Annotated in this window: 19 protein-coding genes and 1 tRNA gene; 8 read left to right on the top strand and 12 right to left on the bottom strand. The window is 67.6% G+C overall.

Annotation, left to right across the window (positions count from 1 at the left end):
* Positions 1-73: 73 nt before the first annotated feature.
* The 6 genes from cobA to G3O00_RS02260 form a co-directional block, all read right to left on the bottom strand.
* The gene (gene cobA / locus G3O00_RS02285; protein ID WP_206141909.1) at positions 74-823 is read right to left on the bottom strand and encodes a uroporphyrinogen-III C-methyltransferase; all 750 of its coding nucleotides are present in this window, start codon (positions 821-823) and stop codon (positions 74-76) included.
* 70 nt (positions 824-893) lie between these two features.
* Positions 894-2210 (bottom strand): sulfate adenylyltransferase subunit 1, encoded by a 1317-nt coding sequence (locus G3O00_RS02280; protein WP_011352920.1) that lies wholly within the window; start codon positions 2208-2210, stop codon positions 894-896.
* Between the two features lie 22 nt (positions 2211-2232).
* The gene (cysD, locus tag G3O00_RS02275; RefSeq protein ID WP_174931664.1) at positions 2233-3195 is read right to left on the bottom strand and encodes a sulfate adenylyltransferase subunit CysD; all 963 of its coding nucleotides are present in this window, start codon (positions 3193-3195) and stop codon (positions 2233-2235) included.
* A gap of 76 nt (positions 3196-3271) precedes the next feature.
* Positions 3272-4024: a phosphoadenylyl-sulfate reductase gene (locus G3O00_RS02270; RefSeq protein WP_206141908.1), complete on the bottom strand. Its 753-nt coding sequence runs from the start codon at positions 4022-4024 to the stop codon at positions 3272-3274.
* Positions 4021-4563: a DUF934 domain-containing protein gene (locus G3O00_RS02265; protein ID WP_206141907.1), complete on the bottom strand. Its 543-nt coding sequence runs from the start codon at positions 4561-4563 to the stop codon at positions 4021-4023. Before G3O00_RS02265 ends, G3O00_RS02270 begins: the two co-directional genes overlap by 4 nt.
* 25 nt (positions 4564-4588) lie before the next feature.
* Positions 4589-6268: a nitrite/sulfite reductase gene (locus tag G3O00_RS02260; RefSeq protein ID WP_011352924.1), complete on the bottom strand. Its 1680-nt coding sequence runs from the start codon at positions 6266-6268 to the stop codon at positions 4589-4591.
* Between the two features lie 214 nt (positions 6269-6482).
* Here G3O00_RS02260 and G3O00_RS02255 point away from each other — a divergent pair, with 214 nt between their 5' ends.
* From G3O00_RS02255 to G3O00_RS02240, 4 genes are all read left to right on the top strand, one after another.
* Positions 6483-7424 (top strand): CysB family HTH-type transcriptional regulator, encoded by a 942-nt coding sequence (locus G3O00_RS02255; protein WP_174931661.1) that lies wholly within the window; start codon positions 6483-6485, stop codon positions 7422-7424.
* A gap of 64 nt (positions 7425-7488) precedes the next feature.
* The gene (locus G3O00_RS02250; RefSeq protein ID WP_206141906.1) at positions 7489-8646 is read left to right on the top strand and encodes an ABC transporter substrate-binding protein; all 1158 of its coding nucleotides are present in this window, start codon (positions 7489-7491) and stop codon (positions 8644-8646) included.
* A 96-nt stretch (positions 8647-8742) separates the two neighbouring features.
* Positions 8743-8827, top strand: a tRNA-Leu gene (locus tag G3O00_RS02245).
* A 148-nt stretch (positions 8828-8975) separates the two neighbouring features.
* On the top strand, positions 8976-9143 hold the full coding sequence (locus G3O00_RS02240) for a hypothetical protein (RefSeq protein WP_206141905.1): 168 nt from the start codon (positions 8976-8978) through the stop codon (positions 9141-9143).
* A 44-nt stretch (positions 9144-9187) separates the two neighbouring features.
* Here the strand turns inward: G3O00_RS02240 and G3O00_RS02235 are convergent, their stop codons facing one another.
* A complete protein-coding gene (locus G3O00_RS02235; RefSeq protein ID WP_206141904.1) occupies positions 9188-10090 on the bottom strand; it encodes a LysR family transcriptional regulator in 903 nt (300 codons plus the stop codon).
* Positions 10091-10207: 117 nt separating this feature from the next.
* Between G3O00_RS02235 and G3O00_RS02230 the strand changes: the two genes are divergently transcribed.
* Both G3O00_RS02230 and G3O00_RS02225 read left to right on the top strand, forming a co-directional pair.
* The gene (locus G3O00_RS02230; protein WP_206141903.1) at positions 10208-10945 is read left to right on the top strand and encodes an SDR family oxidoreductase; all 738 of its coding nucleotides are present in this window, start codon (positions 10208-10210) and stop codon (positions 10943-10945) included.
* Positions 10946-10985: 40 nt separating this feature from the next.
* Entirely contained in the window at positions 10986-11885 is a 900-nt protein-coding gene (locus G3O00_RS02225) for an SDR family oxidoreductase (RefSeq protein WP_174931653.1), read from the top strand.
* 30 nt (positions 11886-11915) lie between these two features.
* Here the strand turns inward: G3O00_RS02225 and G3O00_RS02220 are convergent, their stop codons facing one another.
* Entirely contained in the window at positions 11916-12806 is an 891-nt protein-coding gene (locus G3O00_RS02220; protein WP_206141902.1) for an alpha/beta hydrolase, read from the bottom strand.
* 106 nt (positions 12807-12912) lie between these two features.
* Here G3O00_RS02220 and G3O00_RS02215 point away from each other — a divergent pair, with 106 nt between their 5' ends.
* Complete coding sequence (locus G3O00_RS02215) at positions 12913-13809, top strand: LysR family transcriptional regulator (protein ID WP_206141901.1); 897 nt, start codon at positions 12913-12915, stop codon at positions 13807-13809.
* Between the two features lie 40 nt (positions 13810-13849).
* Here G3O00_RS02215 and G3O00_RS02210 read toward each other — a convergent pair whose 3' ends face one another.
* The 4 genes from G3O00_RS02210 to copC form a co-directional block, all read right to left on the bottom strand.
* Positions 13850-14785 (bottom strand): LysR family transcriptional regulator, encoded by a 936-nt coding sequence (locus G3O00_RS02210; protein ID WP_206141900.1) that lies wholly within the window; start codon positions 14783-14785, stop codon positions 13850-13852.
* A gap of 166 nt (positions 14786-14951) precedes the next feature.
* Positions 14952-15725, bottom strand: coding sequence for an SDR family oxidoreductase (locus tag G3O00_RS02205; RefSeq protein ID WP_174931649.1), 774 nt, complete (start codon positions 15723-15725; stop codon positions 14952-14954).
* A 183-nt stretch (positions 15726-15908) separates the two neighbouring features.
* Positions 15909-16409: a DinB family protein gene (locus tag G3O00_RS02200; protein ID WP_206141899.1), complete on the bottom strand. Its 501-nt coding sequence runs from the start codon at positions 16407-16409 to the stop codon at positions 15909-15911.
* A gap of 65 nt (positions 16410-16474) precedes the next feature.
* A complete protein-coding gene (copC, locus tag G3O00_RS02195; protein ID WP_206141898.1) occupies positions 16475-16849 on the bottom strand; it encodes a copper homeostasis periplasmic binding protein CopC in 375 nt (124 codons plus the stop codon).
* Positions 16850-16963: 114 nt separating this feature from the next.
* On the opposite strand from copC, the gene G3O00_RS02190 reads away from it, so the two are divergent.
* Entirely contained in the window at positions 16964-17680 is a 717-nt protein-coding gene (locus G3O00_RS02190; RefSeq protein ID WP_206141897.1) for a 16S rRNA pseudouridine(516) synthase, read from the top strand.
* Positions 17681-17699: the final 19 nt, after the last annotated feature.

The raw sequence follows: 17699 nt of genomic DNA, 5'->3' as shown, positions 1-17699 counted from the left end.
GTCACGGCCCACAAAGAAAAAGCGCTGGCTTCCGCCAGCGCTTTTTTCGTTCGGGACTCCAGCCGGATTCCGCTCAGGCCGCATTTCGCAGCGCATCGCCCGCCTTCGCCTGCCCGGCGCGCTCGGCGAACGCATCGCCGATCATCAGCAGGCTCGGTTCCGCGGGATCGAGCCACGCCTGCGCGTCGCCCGCCGCCATCTGCGCGAGCGTCAGCGTCAGCGTGCGTTCGCGCACGGTGCTGCACGCCTCGACGATCGCCACGGGCGTCGCCGGCGCACGGCCCGCATCGATCAGCTCCTGTGCGATGCCGGGTGCACTGTCGCGGCCCATGTAATAGACCATCGAATCGGCGCGCGCGGCTTCGCGAATCTCGTCGCTGCCCGGCGCACGGCTGTGCGTCGCGAACGCGACGCTGCGCGACACGCCGCGCAACGTCAGCGAACGCTTCAGCGTCGCCGCCCCGGCCAGCGCCGCGGTGATGCCCGGCACGACCTCGTAGTCGATGCCGGCTGCTTCCAGCGCGCGCATCTCCTCTTCGGCACGACCGAACAGCATCGGGTCGCCGCCCTTCAGCCGCACGACACACGCATGCTCGCGTGCCGCATCGACGATCTGCTTGTTGATGAAGTGCTGCGCGGTCGAGCGCTGCCCGCAGCGCTTGCCGACCGCGATCCGGCGCGCATTCGGCGCGTAGTCGAGCATCGCGGGCTCGACGAGCGCGTCGTGCAGCACGACGTCCGCCTGTGCAAGCAGCCGCGCGCCGCGCACCGTGATGAGGTCGGCCGCGCCCGGCCCTGCTCCGATCAGATACACCTTGCCCATGTTTGTCGCTTCGCCTTCCAGCGGGCGTCGGCTCCGGTCCGCGCCGCCGCAAAGCGGCGCGGCTTCCCGGTTACGCCGAGAACGCCCGGATCATCCCTGCGGCGACCGTGTGGTGCGTCGCCTCGTCGATCAGCACGAACGCACCGGTACCCGGATGCGCGTCGTACGTGTCGCAGACGATCGGCTTCTGCAGCGTCAGCGCGACGCGGCCGATGTCGTTCATCTTCAGATCGTGACGGTCGGTCGCGTGCGACAGCGTGTGCACGTCGAGCACCTGCTTGACGCCACCGATCTTCGCGAACACCGTGCTGGTGGTCTGCTTCAGCAGGTACTTGCGCTGCGGCGACAGCGGCGTCTCGTCGAACCAGCACAGATCCGCTTCAAGCTTCTTCGCCGGCTCGACCGGCTCGCCGGACGTGACGAACATGTCGCCGCGCGACACGTCGACGTCTTCCGCGAGGCGGATCGTCACGGCCTGGCCCGCGAACGCGTGCGGGACGGACGCAGTGCCGCCCGGCACCGGCGCGACGATCTCGGCGATCGTTGCCGTGCGGTTCGACGGCAGCACGACGATCTCGTCGCCGACCTTCACTTCACCCGACTCGATACGGCCCATATAGCCGCGGAAATCGTCGGCCGAGCTGCCGTCCTGGCGCGCGACCCACTGCACCGGGAAGCGCAGCGCGTCATGCGCCTGCGTCTCGACCGGCAGCGATTCGAGCACGTCGAGGAGCGGCTCGCCCGCGTACCACGGCATGCGCTCGCTCGCGCCGACGATGTTGTCACCCTTCAGCGCCGACACCGGCACGAAGCGCACGTCGGTGAGGCCGAGCTGCTTCGCGAGCGTGACGTACGCATCGCGGATCTCGTTGAAGCGCGCTTCGCTGTAGTCGACGAGGTCCATCTTGTTGATCGCGACGATCACGTGCTGCAGCGCGAGCAGCTTGACGATCGCGCTGTGGCGCTTGGTCTGCGGCAGCAGGTCGGCCACGCCGTTCTCGATCGTCACGCGCGTCGCGTCGATCAGGATGATCGCCGCGTGCGCGGTCGATGCGCCCGTCACCATGTTGCGCGTGTACTGCTCATGGCCCGGCGTATCGGCGATGATGAACTTGCGCTTCGCGGTCGCGAAGTAGCGGTACGCGACGTCGATCGTGATGCCCTGCTCGCGCTCGGCTTCGAGACCGTCGGTCAGCAGCGCGAGGTCGAGCTCGTCGCCGACCGTGCGCTTGTTCTTCGCACGCGACAGCGCGGACAGCTGGTCGGACAGCACGGCCTTGCTGTCGTACAGCAGGCGGCCGATCAGCGTGCTCTTGCCGTCGTCGACGCTGCCTGCGGTAATGAAGCGCAGCACGCCGAGGTCTTCGGTGTTCTCGATGATGCTCATGATGTGAATGTCCTCGTGTGCTTCAGAAATAACCTTGCTTCTTGCGCTGTTCCATCGCGGCTTCGGAGGCCTGGTCGTCCATCCGGGTCGCGCCGCGCTCGGTGATCTCGGTCACCGCCGTCTCGGCGATGATCTTCTCGACGTCGTCCGCGTCGCTCTCGACCGGGCACGTGCAGGAAATGTCGCCGACCGTGCGGAAGCGCACCTGCGCGAGCTCGCTCGTCTCGCCGTCACGCATCGGCGTGAGCGGCGTGACCGGCACGAGCAGCCCGTTGCGGCGCACGATCTCGCGCTCGTGCGCGTAATAGATCGACGGCAGTTCGAGGTTCTCGCGCGCGATGTACTGCCACACGTCGAGCTCGGTCCAGTTCGAGATCGGGAACACACGCAGGTGCTCGCCCTTGTGCAGGCGGGCGTTGTACAGGCTCCACAGTTCCGGGCGCTGCGCCTTCGGATCCCACTGGCCGAATTCGTCGCGGAACGAGAAGATGCGTTCCTTCGCACGCGCCTTCTCTTCGTCGCGGCGCGCGCCGCCGATCAGCGCCGTGTAGCCGTGCTGCTCGATCGTCTCGAGCAACGTGACGGCCTGCGCGGCATTGCGCGAATCGGTTTCGCGGCGCAGCACGACCGTGCCGCGCTTGATCGAATCCTCGACGTGGCCGACGACCAGCTCGGCGCCGAGCTCTTGCGCGCGGCGATCGCGGAAGTCGATCACTTCTTCGTAGTTGTGGCCCGTATCGATGTGTACGAGCGGGAACGGCAGCGTCGTCTTGCGGTTCGCGCCGAGGCCGAATGCTTTCAGTGCCAGATGCAGCACGACGACCGAATCCTTGCCGCCCGAGAACAACAGCGCCGGCTTGCTGCATTCGGCGACCAGTTCGCGCAGGATGTGGATCGACTCGGCTTCGAGCCAGTCGAGGTGGCCCATGCGGCTGTCGGCACCGGCGGGCGGGGCAAAGGCGGATTGCTCGAGCGTCGTGCTCATGATTTCAGTCCTTCTCTTCTGGGTTCGTGCCGCCCGCTGTCGCAGGCGGCGCAATATTCAGTTTCTTGTCAGGCTTTCAGTGCGTGGCGCCGGCAACGGCATCCGCGGGAATCGGCGTGATCGTCGTGATGTGCAGCCCGCATTCCTTCGTATCGCGCGACTCCCACCACCAGCGGCCCGCGCGGCTGTCCTCGCCGGGACGGATCGCCCGCGTACACGGCTCGCAGCCGATGCTCGGGTAGCCGCGCGCATGCAGCGGATTCACCGGCACGTCAAACGCATTAAGGTACGCCCACACGTCGCTTTCCGTCCAGTCGGCGAGCGGGTTGTACTTCGCGATCCCGCGCGCTTCGTCCTGTTCTTCCTCATGCAGCTCGGCACGCGTGACCGACTGCTCGCGGCGCTGGCCCGTGACCCAGGCACCGACGTCCGCGAGCGCGCGATTCAGCGGCTCGACCTTGCGGATGTGGCAGCACGACTTGCGCAGCTCGACGCTCTCGTAGAACGCGTTCAGGCCGTGCTCGGCGACGTACTGGTCGACCGCGTCCTGCAGCGGATGGAACTGCTCGATCTCGTAGCCGTAGCGCTCGCGCACACGGTCGATCATGCCGAGCGTTTCCGCGTGCAGGCGGCCCGTGTTCAGCGAGAAGATGCCGATTCGCGCGCCCTTCGACAGGATTGCATGCGTCAGCAGCATGTCTTCCGCCGCAAGGCTGCTCGCGAACTTCACCTTCTCGTGACGGGCGCCGATCTGCGCCAGCAGCGCGTCGAGGCGCTCGACCTTCGCGGCGAGCTCCGGCGTCAGCACGGTGGCGGTCGCGGTGCTCATGCGTTCACCTTGGCGTCGGGCGCCGCGGCGCGACGGCGGAACAGCGGTTCGGGCTGGTCGAACGCGCCCTGGTAACGCTGCGTGAATTCCGTGAACGCATTCAGCGCATCGTGAATGTCCTTGTCGGCGCGCACGGCGTATGCGTCGAACCCGCAACGCGACATGTACAGCAACTGGTCGCGCAGCACGTCGCCGATCGCGCGCAGTTCGCCCGTCCAGCCGTGACGCTCGCGCAGCAGGCGTCCGATGCTGTAGCCGCGGCCGTCCGCGAAGCGCGGGAACTCGACGGCGATCAGCGAAATCGCGCCGAAGTCGGCCACGAGATCGGCCGGCTCGCTGTCCGGTGCGAGCCACACGCCGAGCTCGTCCTTCGTCTTCGCGGCGACGAGCGCCGCGCGCTCGGCCTGCCACAACGCGAACGGCACCAGCACCTTGCCGGCCGGCAACGCGTCGACCGCGGGCAGTGCACCGTCTTCTGCCGCGCGCACGACCTGCCATGCATCGTCGATCACTGCGCGGTTCTTGATAATCGAAGCCATCTGCTAATTCCTTCTACCCGGTTGGTTACGCGTTCACTGCCTGGCGCGCTGCATACACGCGCTCCTTGAACGGCGCGATGCCGATGCGATCGTACGTTTCGACGAAGCGCTCGCCGTCGACGCGCGATTCGACGAACGTGTCGATCAGCTTCGCGATCACGTCGGGCACTTCTTCCGCCGAGAACGACGGCCCGATCACGCGGCCGAGGCGCGCGCCGTTCTGGCCCGTGCCCTGCTCGCCGCCGAGCGACACCTGGTACCACTCGGCGCCGTCCTTGTCGACGCCGAGGATGCCGATGTTGCCGACGTGGTGGTGACCGCACGAGTTCATGCAACCGGAAATGTTCAGCGACAGGTCGCCGAGGTCGTACACATAGTCGAGATCGTCGAAACGCTGCTGGATTGCCAGCGCGATCGGGATCGACTTCGCGTTCGCGAGCGAGCAGAAGTCGCCGCCCGGGCACGCGATGATGTCGGTCAGCAAGCCGATGTTCGGCGTCGCGAAACCGGCTGCCTTCGCCTTTTCCCACACCGCGAACAGGTCGCGCTTCTTCACGTTCGCGAGAATCAGGTTCTGCTCGTGCGACACACGCAGCTCGCCGAACGAGTACGCGTCGGCCCAGTCGGCCACCAGCTCCATCTGCTGGTCGGTCGCATCGCCCGGCGCGACCCGGTGATCCTTCAGCGACAGCGTGACGGCTGCATAGCCGGCCACCTTGTGCGGTGCAACGTTACGCTCGACCCAGCGCGCGAACGCCTTGTTCTCGAGCAGGTGCTGTTCGAACGATGCGTCGGTGTCGGCCAGCTTCTCGTAGACGGGCGGCTGGAAGTATTGCGACACGCGATCGACTTCCGCCTGCGTGAGCGTCGACGGGCCGTCCTTCAGGTGCTGCCACTCTTCCTCGACCTGCTGCGCGAACTTCGCGGGCGACAACGCCTTCACGAGGATCTTGATACGCGCCTTGTACAGGTTGTCGCGGCGGCCGTAACGGTTGTACACGCGCAGCACGGCTTCGCAGTAGGTGAGCAGGTGCTGCCACGGCAGGTCTTCCTTGATCACCGCGCCGATGATCGGCGTACGGCCGAGGCCGCCGCCCGCGAGGATGCTCGCGACCACTTCGCCTTGCGCGTTCTTCTTCAGGTACACGCCGAGGTCGTGGATCTGCACGGCCGCGCGGTCATCCTTCGAGCCCGACACCGCGATCTTGAACTTGCGCGGCAGCCATGCGAATTCGGGATGGAACGTCGACCACTGACGCAGGATTTCCGACCACGGACGCGGATCGATCTCTTCGTCCTGCGCGACACCGGCGAACTGGTCGGCCGTGATGTTGCGGATGCAGTTGCCCGACGTCTGGATGCCGTGCATCTGCACCGACGCGAGCTTCGCGAGGATCTCGGGCGTATCTTCCAGCTCGATCCAGTTGAACTGGATGTTCGAGCGGGTCGAGAAGTGACCGTAGCCGCGGTCGTGTTCGCGGGCGATGCGCGCCAGCATCCGGAGCTGGTCGCTGCGCAGGTTGCCGTAAGGAATCGCGATGCGGTGCATGTACGCGTGGCGCTGCATGTACAGGCCGTTCTGCAGGCGCAGCGGACGGAACTCTTCTTCGCTCAACTCGCCCGACAGCCGGCGGCGCACCTGATCGCGGTACTGCGCGACACGCTCATCGACGATCGTCTGGTCGTATTGGTCGTACTGATACATTCGGGGACCCCAGGGTTTTCGTGGTGACCGCGCGACGTCCTAGCCACGTCGCGCCCGAATCTCCGTTCCGCCGTCACCGCCCCCATCCGCTGCCGGGTGGATTGCTAATGACGAAAACAGATATCCATATTTGAAAAACTCCGGTGAATCGTAATAAACTCGCCTTATATTTCAAACGACTAAAAAATTCTGTTGATATGCGGAAGGGTTATAAATGAACCTGCACCAATTTCGCTTCGTGCGCGAGGCCGTCCGGCAGAATTTCAACCTCACCGAGGCCGCCAAGGCCCTCTACACGTCGCAACCGGGGGTATCGAAGGCGATCATCGAGCTCGAGGACGAGCTCGGCGTGGAGATCTTCACGCGGCACGGCAAGCGTGTGCGCTCGCTCACCGAGCCGGGCCGGATCATCCTCGCGTCGGTCGAGCGGATTCTTCAGGAGGTTGAAAGTCTTAAAAGGGTCGGGAAAGATTATGCAGCGCAGGATCAGGGCAACCTGACCATCGCCGCGACCCATACGCAGGCCCGCTACTCGCTGCCGGCCGCGATCGCCGAATTCAAGAAGCGTTTCCCGAAGGTGCACCTGTCGATCCTGCAGGGCAGCCCGACGCAGGTGGCCGAGATGGTGATCCACGACCAGGCCGATCTCGCGATCGCGACCGAGGCGATTTCCGACTACAAGGAGCTCGTGTCGCTGCCCTGCTTCCAGTGGCACCACGCGGCCGTCGTGCCGGCCGACCATCCGCTGCTCGAACGCAAGCCGGTCACGCTCGACGATCTCGCGCAGTACCCGCTGATCACGTACGAAGGCGCGTTCGCGGGCCGCAAGAAGATCAACCATGCGTTCGCGCTGCGCGGGCTGTCGCCGGACATCGTGCTCGAGGCGATCGACGCCGACGTGATCAAGACCTACGTTGAACTCGGCCTCGGCGTCGGCATCATGGCCGACATCGCGTTCAATCCCGAGCGCGACCGCAACCTGCGGCTGATCCCGGTCGGCCACCTGTTCGGCAGCAACGTGACGCGCGTCGCGCTCAAGCAGGGCGCCTACCTGCGCAGCTATGTGTATACGCTCGTCGAACTGCTGTCGCCGACGCTGAACCGCAAGCTGATCGAGCAGGCGCTCAAGGGCGAATCCGAATCGTATGAACTCTGAGCGGCGTGTATAAACACGGGGGCGCACATCGCGCCCCTTTTTGCTGTCCGACGGAGAATTCCGCATGACGCTTCCCGCCCTGTTGCGCCGCACCGCCGCCGGCGCCCTCGTACTGGCTTGCGCCACCGCGCATGCCGACCTGAAGGTCGGCGTCGACCTGTCGTCGACCGGCCCGGCCGCCGCGATCGGCATCACGAGCAAGAACGCGATCCTGATGTGGCCGAAGACGATCGCCGGGCAGCCCGTCCAGGTGACGGTGCTCGACGACGCATCCGACCCGGGCACCGCGGTGCGCAACATCCGAAAGCTGGTGGACGAGGATCACGTCGACGTCGTGGTCGGGCCGAACATCACGCCGGCCGCGCTCGCGGCGCTCGACGCGGTGGCCGCCGGGCAGACGCCGATGATCACGCTGGTCGGCTCCGGCGCGATCGTCGAGCCGCAGGAAGGCGCGCGGACCTGGGCGTTCAAGATGGCGCAGAGCGACAGCGCGATGGCAGACGTGATGACGCGCTATATGGCGAACCACGGCGTGAAGACGGTCGGCTTCATCGGCTTCGCGGACAGCTACGGCGACAGCTGGCTGAACGAGTTCACGCGCTTCGCGGACCTGCGCAAGATCCGCGTGGTCGCGACCGAGCGCTTCAACCGCACCGATGCGAGCGTCACGGGCCAGGCGCTGAAGCTGATCGCGGCGAAACCCGACGCGATCCTGATCGCGGGCTCCGGCACGCCGGCCGTACTGCCGCAACGCACGCTGATCGAACGCGGCTACAAGGGCTCGATCTACCAGACGCACGGGATCGCGACGCCGGAATTCATCAAGCTGGGCGGCAAGGACGTCGACGGGACGCTGTTCCCGACCCAGCCGGTGGTCGTCGCGCGCACGCTGCCGGCCGATCACCCGGCCCGCAAGGCCGCGCTCGCGTTCGTCGACGCGTACGAAGCGAAGTACGGCGCCGGCACGGTCACGCAGTTCGCGGGCGACGCGGCCGGTGTCTACCCGCGCCTCGCTGACGCGGTCGGTCGCGCGCTGAAGGCCGCGCAGCCCGGCACGCCCGCGTTCCGCGCCGCGCTGCGGCGCGAGCTGGAACGCGCGCACGAGCTTGTCGTGCCGAACGGCGTCGTCAACACCAGCGACAAGGATCACGTGGGACTCGACCAGCGTGCGAGCGTGATGGGGATCGTCAAACAGGGCCGGTTCGTCTACCTGAGCCAGTGACGTGCGCGGGCGGCAACCGGGCAGCTTGCCCGGCGCCGGGATTTCGGACATAATCCGCGTTTCGCCGCGCACAATCGCGTGCGCGGCCAGGATCAAGCCCAGGTGGTGAAATTGGTAGACGCAGGGGACTCAAAATCCCCCGCCGCAAGGCGTGCCGGTTCGATTCCGGCCCTGGGCACCAGCATTCTCGCAGCGTGACACGCTGCGCCTCCCGAAACCCGCGCAAGCTCGCCGCTTCGCGGGTTTTTTGTTTTTGCCGTGCGCGCCGCAACGCGTGCCCCAGCGCAACAGTCCAAGCATCATGAGGATGCGCGACACGGAGGCACGCCATGTCCATGCGCACGATTTCATCCCTGCTCTGCCGCCGCGTGTTCGCCGTGGCACTGTCGCTCATGCTGGCGGGGTGCGACGTACTGACCGCGCCGCCGGTGCCCGACTGGCCGGGCCCGCACGCGCCCTACCCGTTCCCGGACAACATTCCGCATCGCACCGAATGAACGCGCGGGAAGGCCGCCGTCGGCACGTCAACTCAAGCTCAGGCTCAGGCCATCAACGCCCGCACGAAGTCGAGAAACACGCGCACCTTCGCCGAAACGAGATTGGACGCATGGTGATACGCGTAGAGCGGAAACGTCTCGTCCGCCCATTCCGGCAGCAGCAGCATCAGCCGCCCGTCGGCGAGGATGTCGCGCGCATAGAGTTCCAGCAACTGCGCAATCCCCGCGCCGCCCATGCACGCGCCGAGCAGCATGCCCGTGTCGTTGACCATCAGCCGGCCGGCCGCATCGAACGGCACCACCTCCTTGCCGCGATGGAATTCCCATTCGAAAGGCCGCCCCGTCACCGGATCGCGGATCAGCACGCAACGATGCCCGTCCGCAAGATCCCGCGGGTGCCGCGGTTCGCCATGACGAGCGACATAGGCCGCCGACGCGCAAGTGAGCACGCGCGTTTCCAGCAGCAGCCGCGCACGGTATGACGACGGCTCCGGAATACCGAACCGCACCGCCACGTCGAACCCGTCGGCGACGAGATCGCCCATCCGGTCGCGCACGCTGATTTCGACCGACAGGTCGGGAAAGCGGTCGAGAAACTCCGCCATCTTCGGCGCCAGCACGTAGTGGCCGAAGGTCGCGTCGACGTTGACGCGCAGCCGCCCCCTGACACGCGCCTTCGACTGGCCGGCGTCGATCGCCGCATCTTCGATGCCGGCCAGCAGCGGCGCGACCGCTTCATAGAAGCGCCGCCCTTCGTCGGTCAGCGTGATCGCGCGCGCCGTGCGGTTGAAGATCCGGATGCCGACGCGCTCTTCCAGCCGGGCGACGGCACGGCTCACCGCCGGCTGCGTCAGCCCCATCGCCTCGCCGGCGCGCGCGAACGTGCCGGCCTCGATCACCGCCGAGAGCACGCCGATGCCGCTCAAAAGCCTGCTGTCGAATGCCATGAGACATACTTTCAGTCATTCTTGATCTGATCATTATTCATTATTTTTATTGACCGAGGAAGCCTACATTAGTCCTGTCGCCGGATCGCACGGCACTCACGAATCAAGGAGCAGGACATGAGCACATCGGAACAGGTCGCCCTCGTGACGGGCTCGTCGCGCGGCATCGGCGCGGAAATTGCCCGCCGTCTCGCCCGCGACGGTTTCAGGGTCGTCGTGAACTATGCCGGCGGCGCCGGCCCGGCCCGGGAAGTGGTCGACGCGATCGTCGCCGACGGCGGCACGGCCGTCGCGGTGCAGGCGGACGTCGCCGACCCGGTGGCGGTAGCCGCGCTGTTCGACGCGGCCGAGCGGGCATTCGGCCGGATCGACGTCGTCGTCAACAGTGCGGGCGTGATGAAGCTCGCGCCGCTCGCCGAGTTCGACGACGCAGCGTTCGACCAGACCGTCGCGATCAACCTGAAGGGCGCGTTCAACGTCAGCCGCGAGGCAGCGAAGCGCGTGCGCGACGGCGGCCGCATCGTCAACCTGACCTCGAGCGTGATCGGCATGCGCCTGCCGACCTACGGCGTGTACATCGCGACCAAGGCCGCCGTCGAGGGGATGACGCAGGTGCTTGCGCAGGAGATGCGCGGTCGCGACATCAGCGTGAACGCCGTCGCGCCGGGCCCGGTGGCGACCGAGCTGTTCCTGCAGGGCAAGAGCGCCGAACTCGTCGACCGGATGGCGAAGATGAACCCGCTGGAGCGGCTCGGCCAGCCGGCCGACATCGCCAGCGTCGTCGCGTTCCTCGCCGGCCCCGACGGCGCGTGGGTCAACGGTCAGGTCCTGCGCGCCAACGGCGGCATGTGCTGACCGGCCGCCCGTCACGCTCCCCTCTTACCGGAGATCGATCATGAAGGAAGTCATTCTCGTCACGGGCGCGTCCAGCGGCTTCGGCCTGCTGACGGCCCAGGCGCTCGCCCGCGCCGGCCATACCGTCTACGCGTCGATGCGCGAAAGCGCCGGCCGCAACGCGCCGCGCGTCGCCGTCATCGCCGCCTACGCGCAGGAACACGGCGTCGACCTGCGCACCGTCGAACTCGACGTCGGCGACGACGCGTCCGTCGGCGCCGCCATCGATCGCGTGATCGCGGACAGCGGCCGCCTCGACGTCATCGTCCACAACGCCGGCCACATGGTGTTCGGCCCGGCCGAAGCATTCACGCCCGAGCAGATCGCCCAGCTCTACGACATCAACGTCGTGTCGACCCAGCGCGTGAACCGCGCGGCGCTGCCGCACCTGCGCCGCCAGGGCCGCGGCCTGCTCGTGTGGGTGTCGTCGTCGTCCGCGCGCGGCGGTACGCCGCCGTTCCTCGCCCCCTACTTCGCCGCGAAGGCCGCGATGGATTCGCTCGCGGTGTCCTATGCGGCCGAACTCGCCCGCTGGGGGATCGAGACGTCGATCGTCGTGCCGGGCGCCTTCACGCAGGGCACGAATCACTTTGCCCACGCAGGCAAGCCGGCCGATGCGGCCGTTCAGGCTGCCTACGTCGACGGCCCCTATGCGGGCGTCGCCGAGCAGGCGCTTCAAGGCCTCGCCGCGCTCGAACCGGCGGACGCCGATGCCGGCACCGTCGCGACCGCGATCGCCGACATCGTCGCCGCCCCCGCCGGCAAGCGCCCGTACCGCGTGTTCGTCGATCCGTCGCAGGACGGCGCGGAGGAAGTGTTCCGCGTCGGCGATCGCATCCGCCGCGAGATGTTCAGGAACATCGGCCTCGCCGACCTGCTCGCGGCCCGCGTCGGCGGCTGATCCACCGTGCGCCGGCCACGCCGGCGCGCATCAGCCTTGCGCGCAGAATCCGAGGATCGCGTCGGCGACCGCCGCGGGCGCCTCGCGCTGCGGAAAGTGGCCGACGCCGTCCAGCACCTGCCGTGCGTAGCGCCCCGCAAAGAACCGCTCGCGCCCGGCCGAACCGTCCGGATGATTGCAGGTGTCCGCGCCGCCGTGCAGTACGAGCGTCGGCAGCGCCAGCACCGGCGCGGGATTCAGCCGCGCATCGTCGTCGGCACAGGCCGGCGTGCCCGGGGTGAATCCCCACCGATGCCGGTACGAATGCAGTACGACGTCGATCCAGTCCGGCCCGTCGAACGCGGTGGCGGCCGCCTCGAAATCGCTGTCGCGATACCAGCCCGGCGGCGACCACGTGTCCCACATCAAGCGGGCAAATGCGCGGCGATCGTCGCGCAACGCCTGCTCGCCGCGCGGTGTCGCCATGAACCAGTGATACCAATAATTGCGCGCCTGTAGCAGTGACAGCGGCTGCCCCGGATCGTTGGTGCCATACCCTACCGACAGCATCACGAGATGCGATGCGACGCCGTCGCGCAGCCCGCACGCGTTCGCGACCGCCCGGGCGCCCCAGTCGTGCCCGACCAGCACGGGCAGCTCGACGCCAAGCGCATCGACGAAGTCGAGCAGGTCGCGCCCAAGCGCCGCAAGCTGGCCGCTACGCGGCACGGACGCGTCGCGAAAGCGGGTCGGCGCAAAGCCGCGCAGCGCGGGCGCGAGCACGCGGTAGCCGCGCGCGGCGAGCGCGGCCGCCACGGCGTCCCAGCCAACCGGGCTGTCCGGCCAACCGTGCAGCAGCACGGCCACGCGCTCACCGCGCGGGTTCCATTCGAGATAGGCAATGTCGAGCGACGCGGTCGTCGCATGCGCATAGGTCGTCATCGTGCACTCCGTTGGGTCGATCCGAGTGCACGATGGTAGGCCGGCCTTTCATCACGATTCACGGAGTATCATTGTTCATTCTTCGAGTATTGCGTTGAATTGATCCATGGACCCGCTGACCGATCCCGCATCGACCTCGCTCGACATCACGCTGCTGCGCACCTTCCTCGAAGTCGTCGACAGCCGCGGGTTCGCGCCGGCCGCGGAACGGCTCGCGCTGACGCCGTCCGCCGTCAGCGGCCACATCAAGCGGCTCGAACAGGCGGCCGGCACGGTGCTGCTCGCGCGCACGACCCGCCGCATCGCGCTTACGCCAGCCGGCGACACGCTGTACGCGTACGCGCGCAACATCGTCGACATGGAGCGCGAAGTGCGCGCGAGGCTGCGCGGCGCGCCGGCGCACGGGCCGCTGCGGGTCGGCGCGTCGGAAGATTTCGCGGGCGCGTGGCTGCCGCAGGTGCTGCGCACGTTTCGCGACCGTCACCCGCGCACGTCGATCGAGCTGAAGGTCGGCATCACCGCGTCGCTGCTGCGCGAGCAGACGCTCGGCCGGCTCGACGTCGTGTTCGGCAAGCAGTGCCGGCAGGTCGACACCCCGGGCGAACTGCTGTGGGAAGAACCGCTCGTGTGGGCGTTCGCGTCGGATCGCGCGCTCGACGCCGGCGGCGACGTGCCGCTCGCGCTGTTTCCGCAGCCATGCGTCTATCGGGAAGCCGCCGTCGCGGCACTTGCCGCTGCACTGCGGCCGTTCCGCGTGCTGTTCGAGAGCAGCAGCATGGCCGGCTGCGTGTCGGCCGCGCTCGCGGGCTTCGCGGTCACCGCGCTGGCGCGCAGCCAGTTGCGCGACGGCCTGCGCGAATGCGGCCCGCAAGACGGTCTGCCGGCGCTGCCGGCCGCGCGCTTTTACGCATTCGCCGCGAAACCTGACGGCGCCGGCGCGGCATTGATCGACGCGGTACGGGAAACCGGGCGCAACCGGCAGTTCGCGGCGCTGCCCGGCTGAAACACGCGCGACGGCACGGGACGCCAACCGGCCGTGCCGGTCAGTCGCCCTCCGCGCCCGCGCCCTCCCCGCCGCTCGTCAGCGCGTTCGCCATCAGTTCCCCGAACCATTCGATGAACGCATTGAGCCGGCGCGAACGATGGCGCCGATGCGGATAGACGGCCGACACGTCCATCGGCGCGGCACGATGGTCTGGCATCACGTCGACGAGTGCACCGCTGTCGAGCAGATGTTGGACGTCGAAGCGCGGAATCTGGATCAGCCCCATCCCGGCGATGCAGCTGGCGATATAGGTTTCGGCGTTGTTGACGATCACGCGGCTCGGCAGCGCGAGTGTGTGCCGCTCGCCGTCCGCACAATATTCCCAGTCGAGTTCGCGCCCGGTCGTCGGCGACACATAGCCGATCGCCCAGTGTCCGTGCGCAAGTGCATCCGGGTGCCCGGGCACACCGCATTCGCGCAGGTAGTCGGGGCTCGCGCAGTTGATCAGCGTGAACTGCCCGAGCGGCCGCACGACGAGGCTGCTGTCCGCGAGCCGCCCCACGCGAATCGCGCAGTCGACGCCCTCCTGCACCAGGTCGATCGAACGATCGGTCGAGCCGAGCGACAGTTGCAGCTTCGGGTAACGGTGAAACAGCGACGGCAGCGCGGGCGCCACCATGCGGCGCGCGATCCGGCTCGGCACGTCGACGGTCAGCCGGCCGATCACGTCGCGGTCGCGGCCGCGGAACAGGCGGTCGAGCTCGTCGGCCTCCGACAGCAGGCGCCGGCCGCGTTCGAGCAGCAGCGCGCCGTCGGCGGTCAGCTGGACCTGGCGTGTCGTGCGGTGCAGGAGGCGTGTGCCGAGCCCCGTCTCGAGCTGCTGCACGGCCGCCGACACGGTCGCGCGCGGCACGTCGAGCGCATGGGCGGCCTTGATGAAGCTGCCCATCTCGGCAACCTGCAGGAAGATTCTGACCTGATCCAGCTTGTCCATCGGCAGGGAACCCAGGTTCGGACGAACGCCGCCGCCAGCCGTCGCGCGTCGCGGCAAGGTCCGGCGGCACAGAGAAAACGGGCACGCAGCCGCGAGGCCACGCGCCCGTCCATTGTCCACGCAAACGCGCCATTGCGGTGCGCCGCGCGGCCCGTTGCCGGGTCGGTTACTTGGTCGTATAGCCGCCGTTGATCAGGATCGTCTGGCCCGTGATCCACCAGCCGTCGGTGACGAGATGGCGGATGAACGGCACGACGTCCTCGATGTCGGTCAGGCCCGTCTTGCTGAACGGCGACAGCGCGGCCGCCGTCTTGTGATACGCGACCGCATCGGCGCCTTCGGCCGGGTAGAAGAACGGCGTGTCCATCGGGCCCGGCCCGACGGCCGTCACCGAGATCCCGCGCGCGCCGTATTCCTTCGACGCCGCGCGCGTGAAATGCTCGACCGGCGCCTTCGACCCTTCGTACGCCGCATAGAACGGCGTGAACGCGCCGAGCAGCGACGTCACGAGCGTGACGAGCTTGCCGTGATCCTCGAGGTGCCGCCCCGCTTCCTTGATGAAGAAGAACGCCGACTTGCTGTTCACCGCGAACATCTCGTCGTATTCGGCCTCGCTGATCTCGGTGAACGGCTTCTTCAGCACCTTGCCGACCGTGTTGATCGCGATGTCGATCTTGCCGAAGTGCTGCTTCGCGTCGTCAAACAGCTTCTCGACCGCGGCGGCCGTCGTCAGGTCGCCCTGGAACGTTGCCGCTTTCGCGCCGGCGGCACGCACCGCGGCAGCCGTTTCCTCGGCCTGCGCCTGCGATGCGGCACTGTTGTAGTGAATCGCCACGGCCTTCGCGCCGTGGCTCGCCAGATCCCGCGCGATCAGGCCGCCGAGATTCTTTGCGCCGCCTGCGATCAGGACGACCTTGTCTGCGAGCGTATGAGTTGCCACGGTTGACTCCTTTTCTCGTTGAACGAAGCTTGGAGTGTAGGCACGCGCGACGCACCGGTCAGCCGGTCGCGGCTGGATGGATTATCCAGAAAAACGATCCAATCGAAGCGCGGCAGTGCAGCCTGCCGTACCGACAACTGCGCCGGAATCTGCGCTCGATTGATTACGCAAATGCCGGCCGGCTCAGTGCGTGTACAGCGTCGCGTCGATCTTGCCGAGCAGCCACTGCATGCCGGCCAGATGCTGCTGGTCGTGGCTGCACAGGTAGTGGACGAGCCCGCGCACGGTCAGCGAACCGTAGCCGTCGAACGCCCCGATGCGCGCGAACTGTTCGGGCGTGAGGCGCGACACGAGGTCGAGCGTCTCGCGCCGCGCTTCGCGGATCGCCGCGAGCACGTCGGACGCATACGCATCGTTGTAGCGGCGCTCGATCGCGAGCGCGTCGCCATCGATCGACACGAGCAGCGGCCGGTCTTCGTCGAGCATCCGCCGCAGCCGCACGTGATAACCGTCGATCTCGATGTCGCGCACGTGGCAGAGCTGCCCGAGCGGCGAGAAATGCTCGCTCGGGATCCCGGCCCAGTCGTCGGGCGTCCAGCGCGCGTAGCCGTCGGGTACGGCCGCGAAATACGCTTCGAGCTGACGGGGGAAATCGGCGAGTGCGTCGAGCGTCGTCGGGTTCATGCGGGAAACTCCCTGTCGGATGAGGGCGACGGCAACCCTGGCACGGGCCTGCCGCCGCCGTTGCGTCACTTCACGCTGAAGCCGTACGCGCCCTGCGTGCGGTGCCCGTCGGTCGCGACGGCCACCCATTTCACCGTATAGGCACCGGTGCCGACCGCCGTGAGCGGCACCGTCATCTGCTTGCGGTTCGACGCGTCGATGCGCGCACGGCCGTCCGACACCGTCTTGCCGTCGCCGTCGACGACGACGATCGAGCTGAACGCCGGCTCCAGCGGCTCGGTGAAGTCGATCGTGACGGCGGCCGGTGCGGTAGCCACCGCCGCGCCCGCCGCCGGATCGCTCTTCGCGAGGTGCGCGTGCGCGAACGCGGCCGACGAGACGGTGGCGGCCACGATGACGGCGGCGGCCTTGCGGCCGAACGGGAACGAAGCAAAAGACATGGGCTTTCCGTGAAGAATGAACGGGCGCCGCGCCCCGCGCGGCGTACCGGCAGCTTACCAGTGCATGCATGTTCACGCCGATCACGCGCCATCGCTTGATAGAATGCGCGCGCTATGGATCTCGAAAGCATTCTCTACACCCAGGGCTTCGGCTCGCGCCGCCAGTGCCGCGGCCTGATCGAAGCAGGCCGCGTCACCGTGGCGGGAGCCAGCGCGATCAACCCCGACGCCACGTTCGATACCGACGGCCTAGTGTTCTCGGTCGACGATACGGCGTGGCCGTTCCACGCGCATGCATATCTCGCGCTCAACAAGCCGGCCGGCTACGAGTGTTCGCGCGATCCGCAACACCACGCGAGCGTGTTCAGCCTGCTGCCCGCACCGCTCGTCGCGCGCGGCGTGCAGTGCGTCGGACGTCTCGACCAGGACACGACGGGCCTGCTGCTGCTGTCCGACGACGGCCAGTTCGTGCACGCGTACACGTCGCCGAAGCGCAAGGTACCGAAGACCTACGTGGCGACCGTGCGCCACCCGCTCGACGACACGCAGTTGAACACGCTGCGCACCGGCGTGCAGCTCCATGGCGAGCCGAAGCCGATCGCGGCGGTCGCCGCCGACGCGCGCGACACGCACGCGCTCGCGCTGACCGTCCTCGAGGGCAAGTATCACCAGGTCAAGCGCATGGTCGCAGCGGCGAGCAATCGCGTCGAAGCGCTGCATCGCGAAAGCATCGGCGGCTTCACGCTGCCGGGCGATCTCGCACCGGGCGCGTGGCGCTGGCTCGATGACGCCGACCTTTCAGCACTGCGCAATCCCGTCAAAACCCTGTAAGGGAAAATCCGCACGACCG

It is taken from the genome of Burkholderia sp. Ac-20384, from assembly GCF_017104605.1.
Lineage (GTDB): Bacteria > Pseudomonadota > Gammaproteobacteria > Burkholderiales > Burkholderiaceae > Burkholderia > Burkholderia lata.
The sequence above is the reverse complement of the archived record's forward strand: the minus strand, read 5'-3'. Positions and strand labels throughout refer to the sequence as shown.

Excerpts from the sequence above, each read along its gene's own strand:
- G3O00_RS02225 (WP_174931653.1), top strand. The coding sequence starts at position 10,986 with ATGAAGGAAGTCATTCTCGTCACGGGCGCGTCCAGCGGCTTCGGCCTG.
- cysD (WP_174931664.1), bottom strand. The coding sequence starts at position 3,195 with ATGAGCACGACGCTCGAGCAATCCGCCTTTGCCCCGCCCGCCGGTGCC.
- cobA (WP_206141909.1), bottom strand. The coding sequence starts at position 823 with ATGGGCAAGGTGTATCTGATCGGAGCAGGGCCGGGCGCGGCCGACCTC.
- G3O00_RS02255 (WP_174931661.1), top strand. The coding sequence starts at position 6,483 with ATGAACCTGCACCAATTTCGCTTCGTGCGCGAGGCCGTCCGGCAGAAT.
- G3O00_RS02220 (WP_206141902.1), bottom strand. The coding sequence starts at position 12,806 with ATGACGACCTATGCGCATGCGACGACCGCGTCGCTCGACATTGCCTAT.
- copC (WP_206141898.1), bottom strand. The coding sequence starts at position 16,849 with ATGTCTTTTGCTTCGTTCCCGTTCGGCCGCAAGGCCGCCGCCGTCATC.
- G3O00_RS02280 (WP_011352920.1), bottom strand. The coding sequence starts at position 2,210 with ATGAGCATCATCGAGAACACCGAAGACCTCGGCGTGCTGCGCTTCATT.
- G3O00_RS02215 (WP_206141901.1), top strand. The coding sequence starts at position 12,913 with ATGGACCCGCTGACCGATCCCGCATCGACCTCGCTCGACATCACGCTG.
- G3O00_RS02240 (WP_206141905.1), top strand. The coding sequence starts at position 8,976 with ATGTCCATGCGCACGATTTCATCCCTGCTCTGCCGCCGCGTGTTCGCC.
- G3O00_RS02230 (WP_206141903.1), top strand. The coding sequence starts at position 10,208 with ATGAGCACATCGGAACAGGTCGCCCTCGTGACGGGCTCGTCGCGCGGC.
- G3O00_RS02190 (WP_206141897.1), top strand. The coding sequence starts at position 16,964 with ATGGATCTCGAAAGCATTCTCTACACCCAGGGCTTCGGCTCGCGCCGC.
- G3O00_RS02265 (WP_206141907.1), bottom strand. The coding sequence starts at position 4,563 with ATGGCTTCGATTATCAAGAACCGCGCAGTGATCGACGATGCATGGCAG.
- G3O00_RS02250 (WP_206141906.1), top strand. The coding sequence starts at position 7,489 with ATGACGCTTCCCGCCCTGTTGCGCCGCACCGCCGCCGGCGCCCTCGTA.
- G3O00_RS02270 (WP_206141908.1), bottom strand. The coding sequence starts at position 4,024 with ATGAGCACCGCGACCGCCACCGTGCTGACGCCGGAGCTCGCCGCGAAG.
- G3O00_RS02200 (WP_206141899.1), bottom strand. The coding sequence starts at position 16,409 with ATGAACCCGACGACGCTCGACGCACTCGCCGATTTCCCCCGTCAGCTC.
- G3O00_RS02235 (WP_206141904.1), bottom strand. The coding sequence starts at position 10,090 with ATGGCATTCGACAGCAGGCTTTTGAGCGGCATCGGCGTGCTCTCGGCG.
- G3O00_RS02210 (WP_206141900.1), bottom strand. The coding sequence starts at position 14,785 with ATGGACAAGCTGGATCAGGTCAGAATCTTCCTGCAGGTTGCCGAGATG.
- G3O00_RS02260 (WP_011352924.1), bottom strand. The coding sequence starts at position 6,268 with ATGTATCAGTACGACCAATACGACCAGACGATCGTCGATGAGCGTGTC.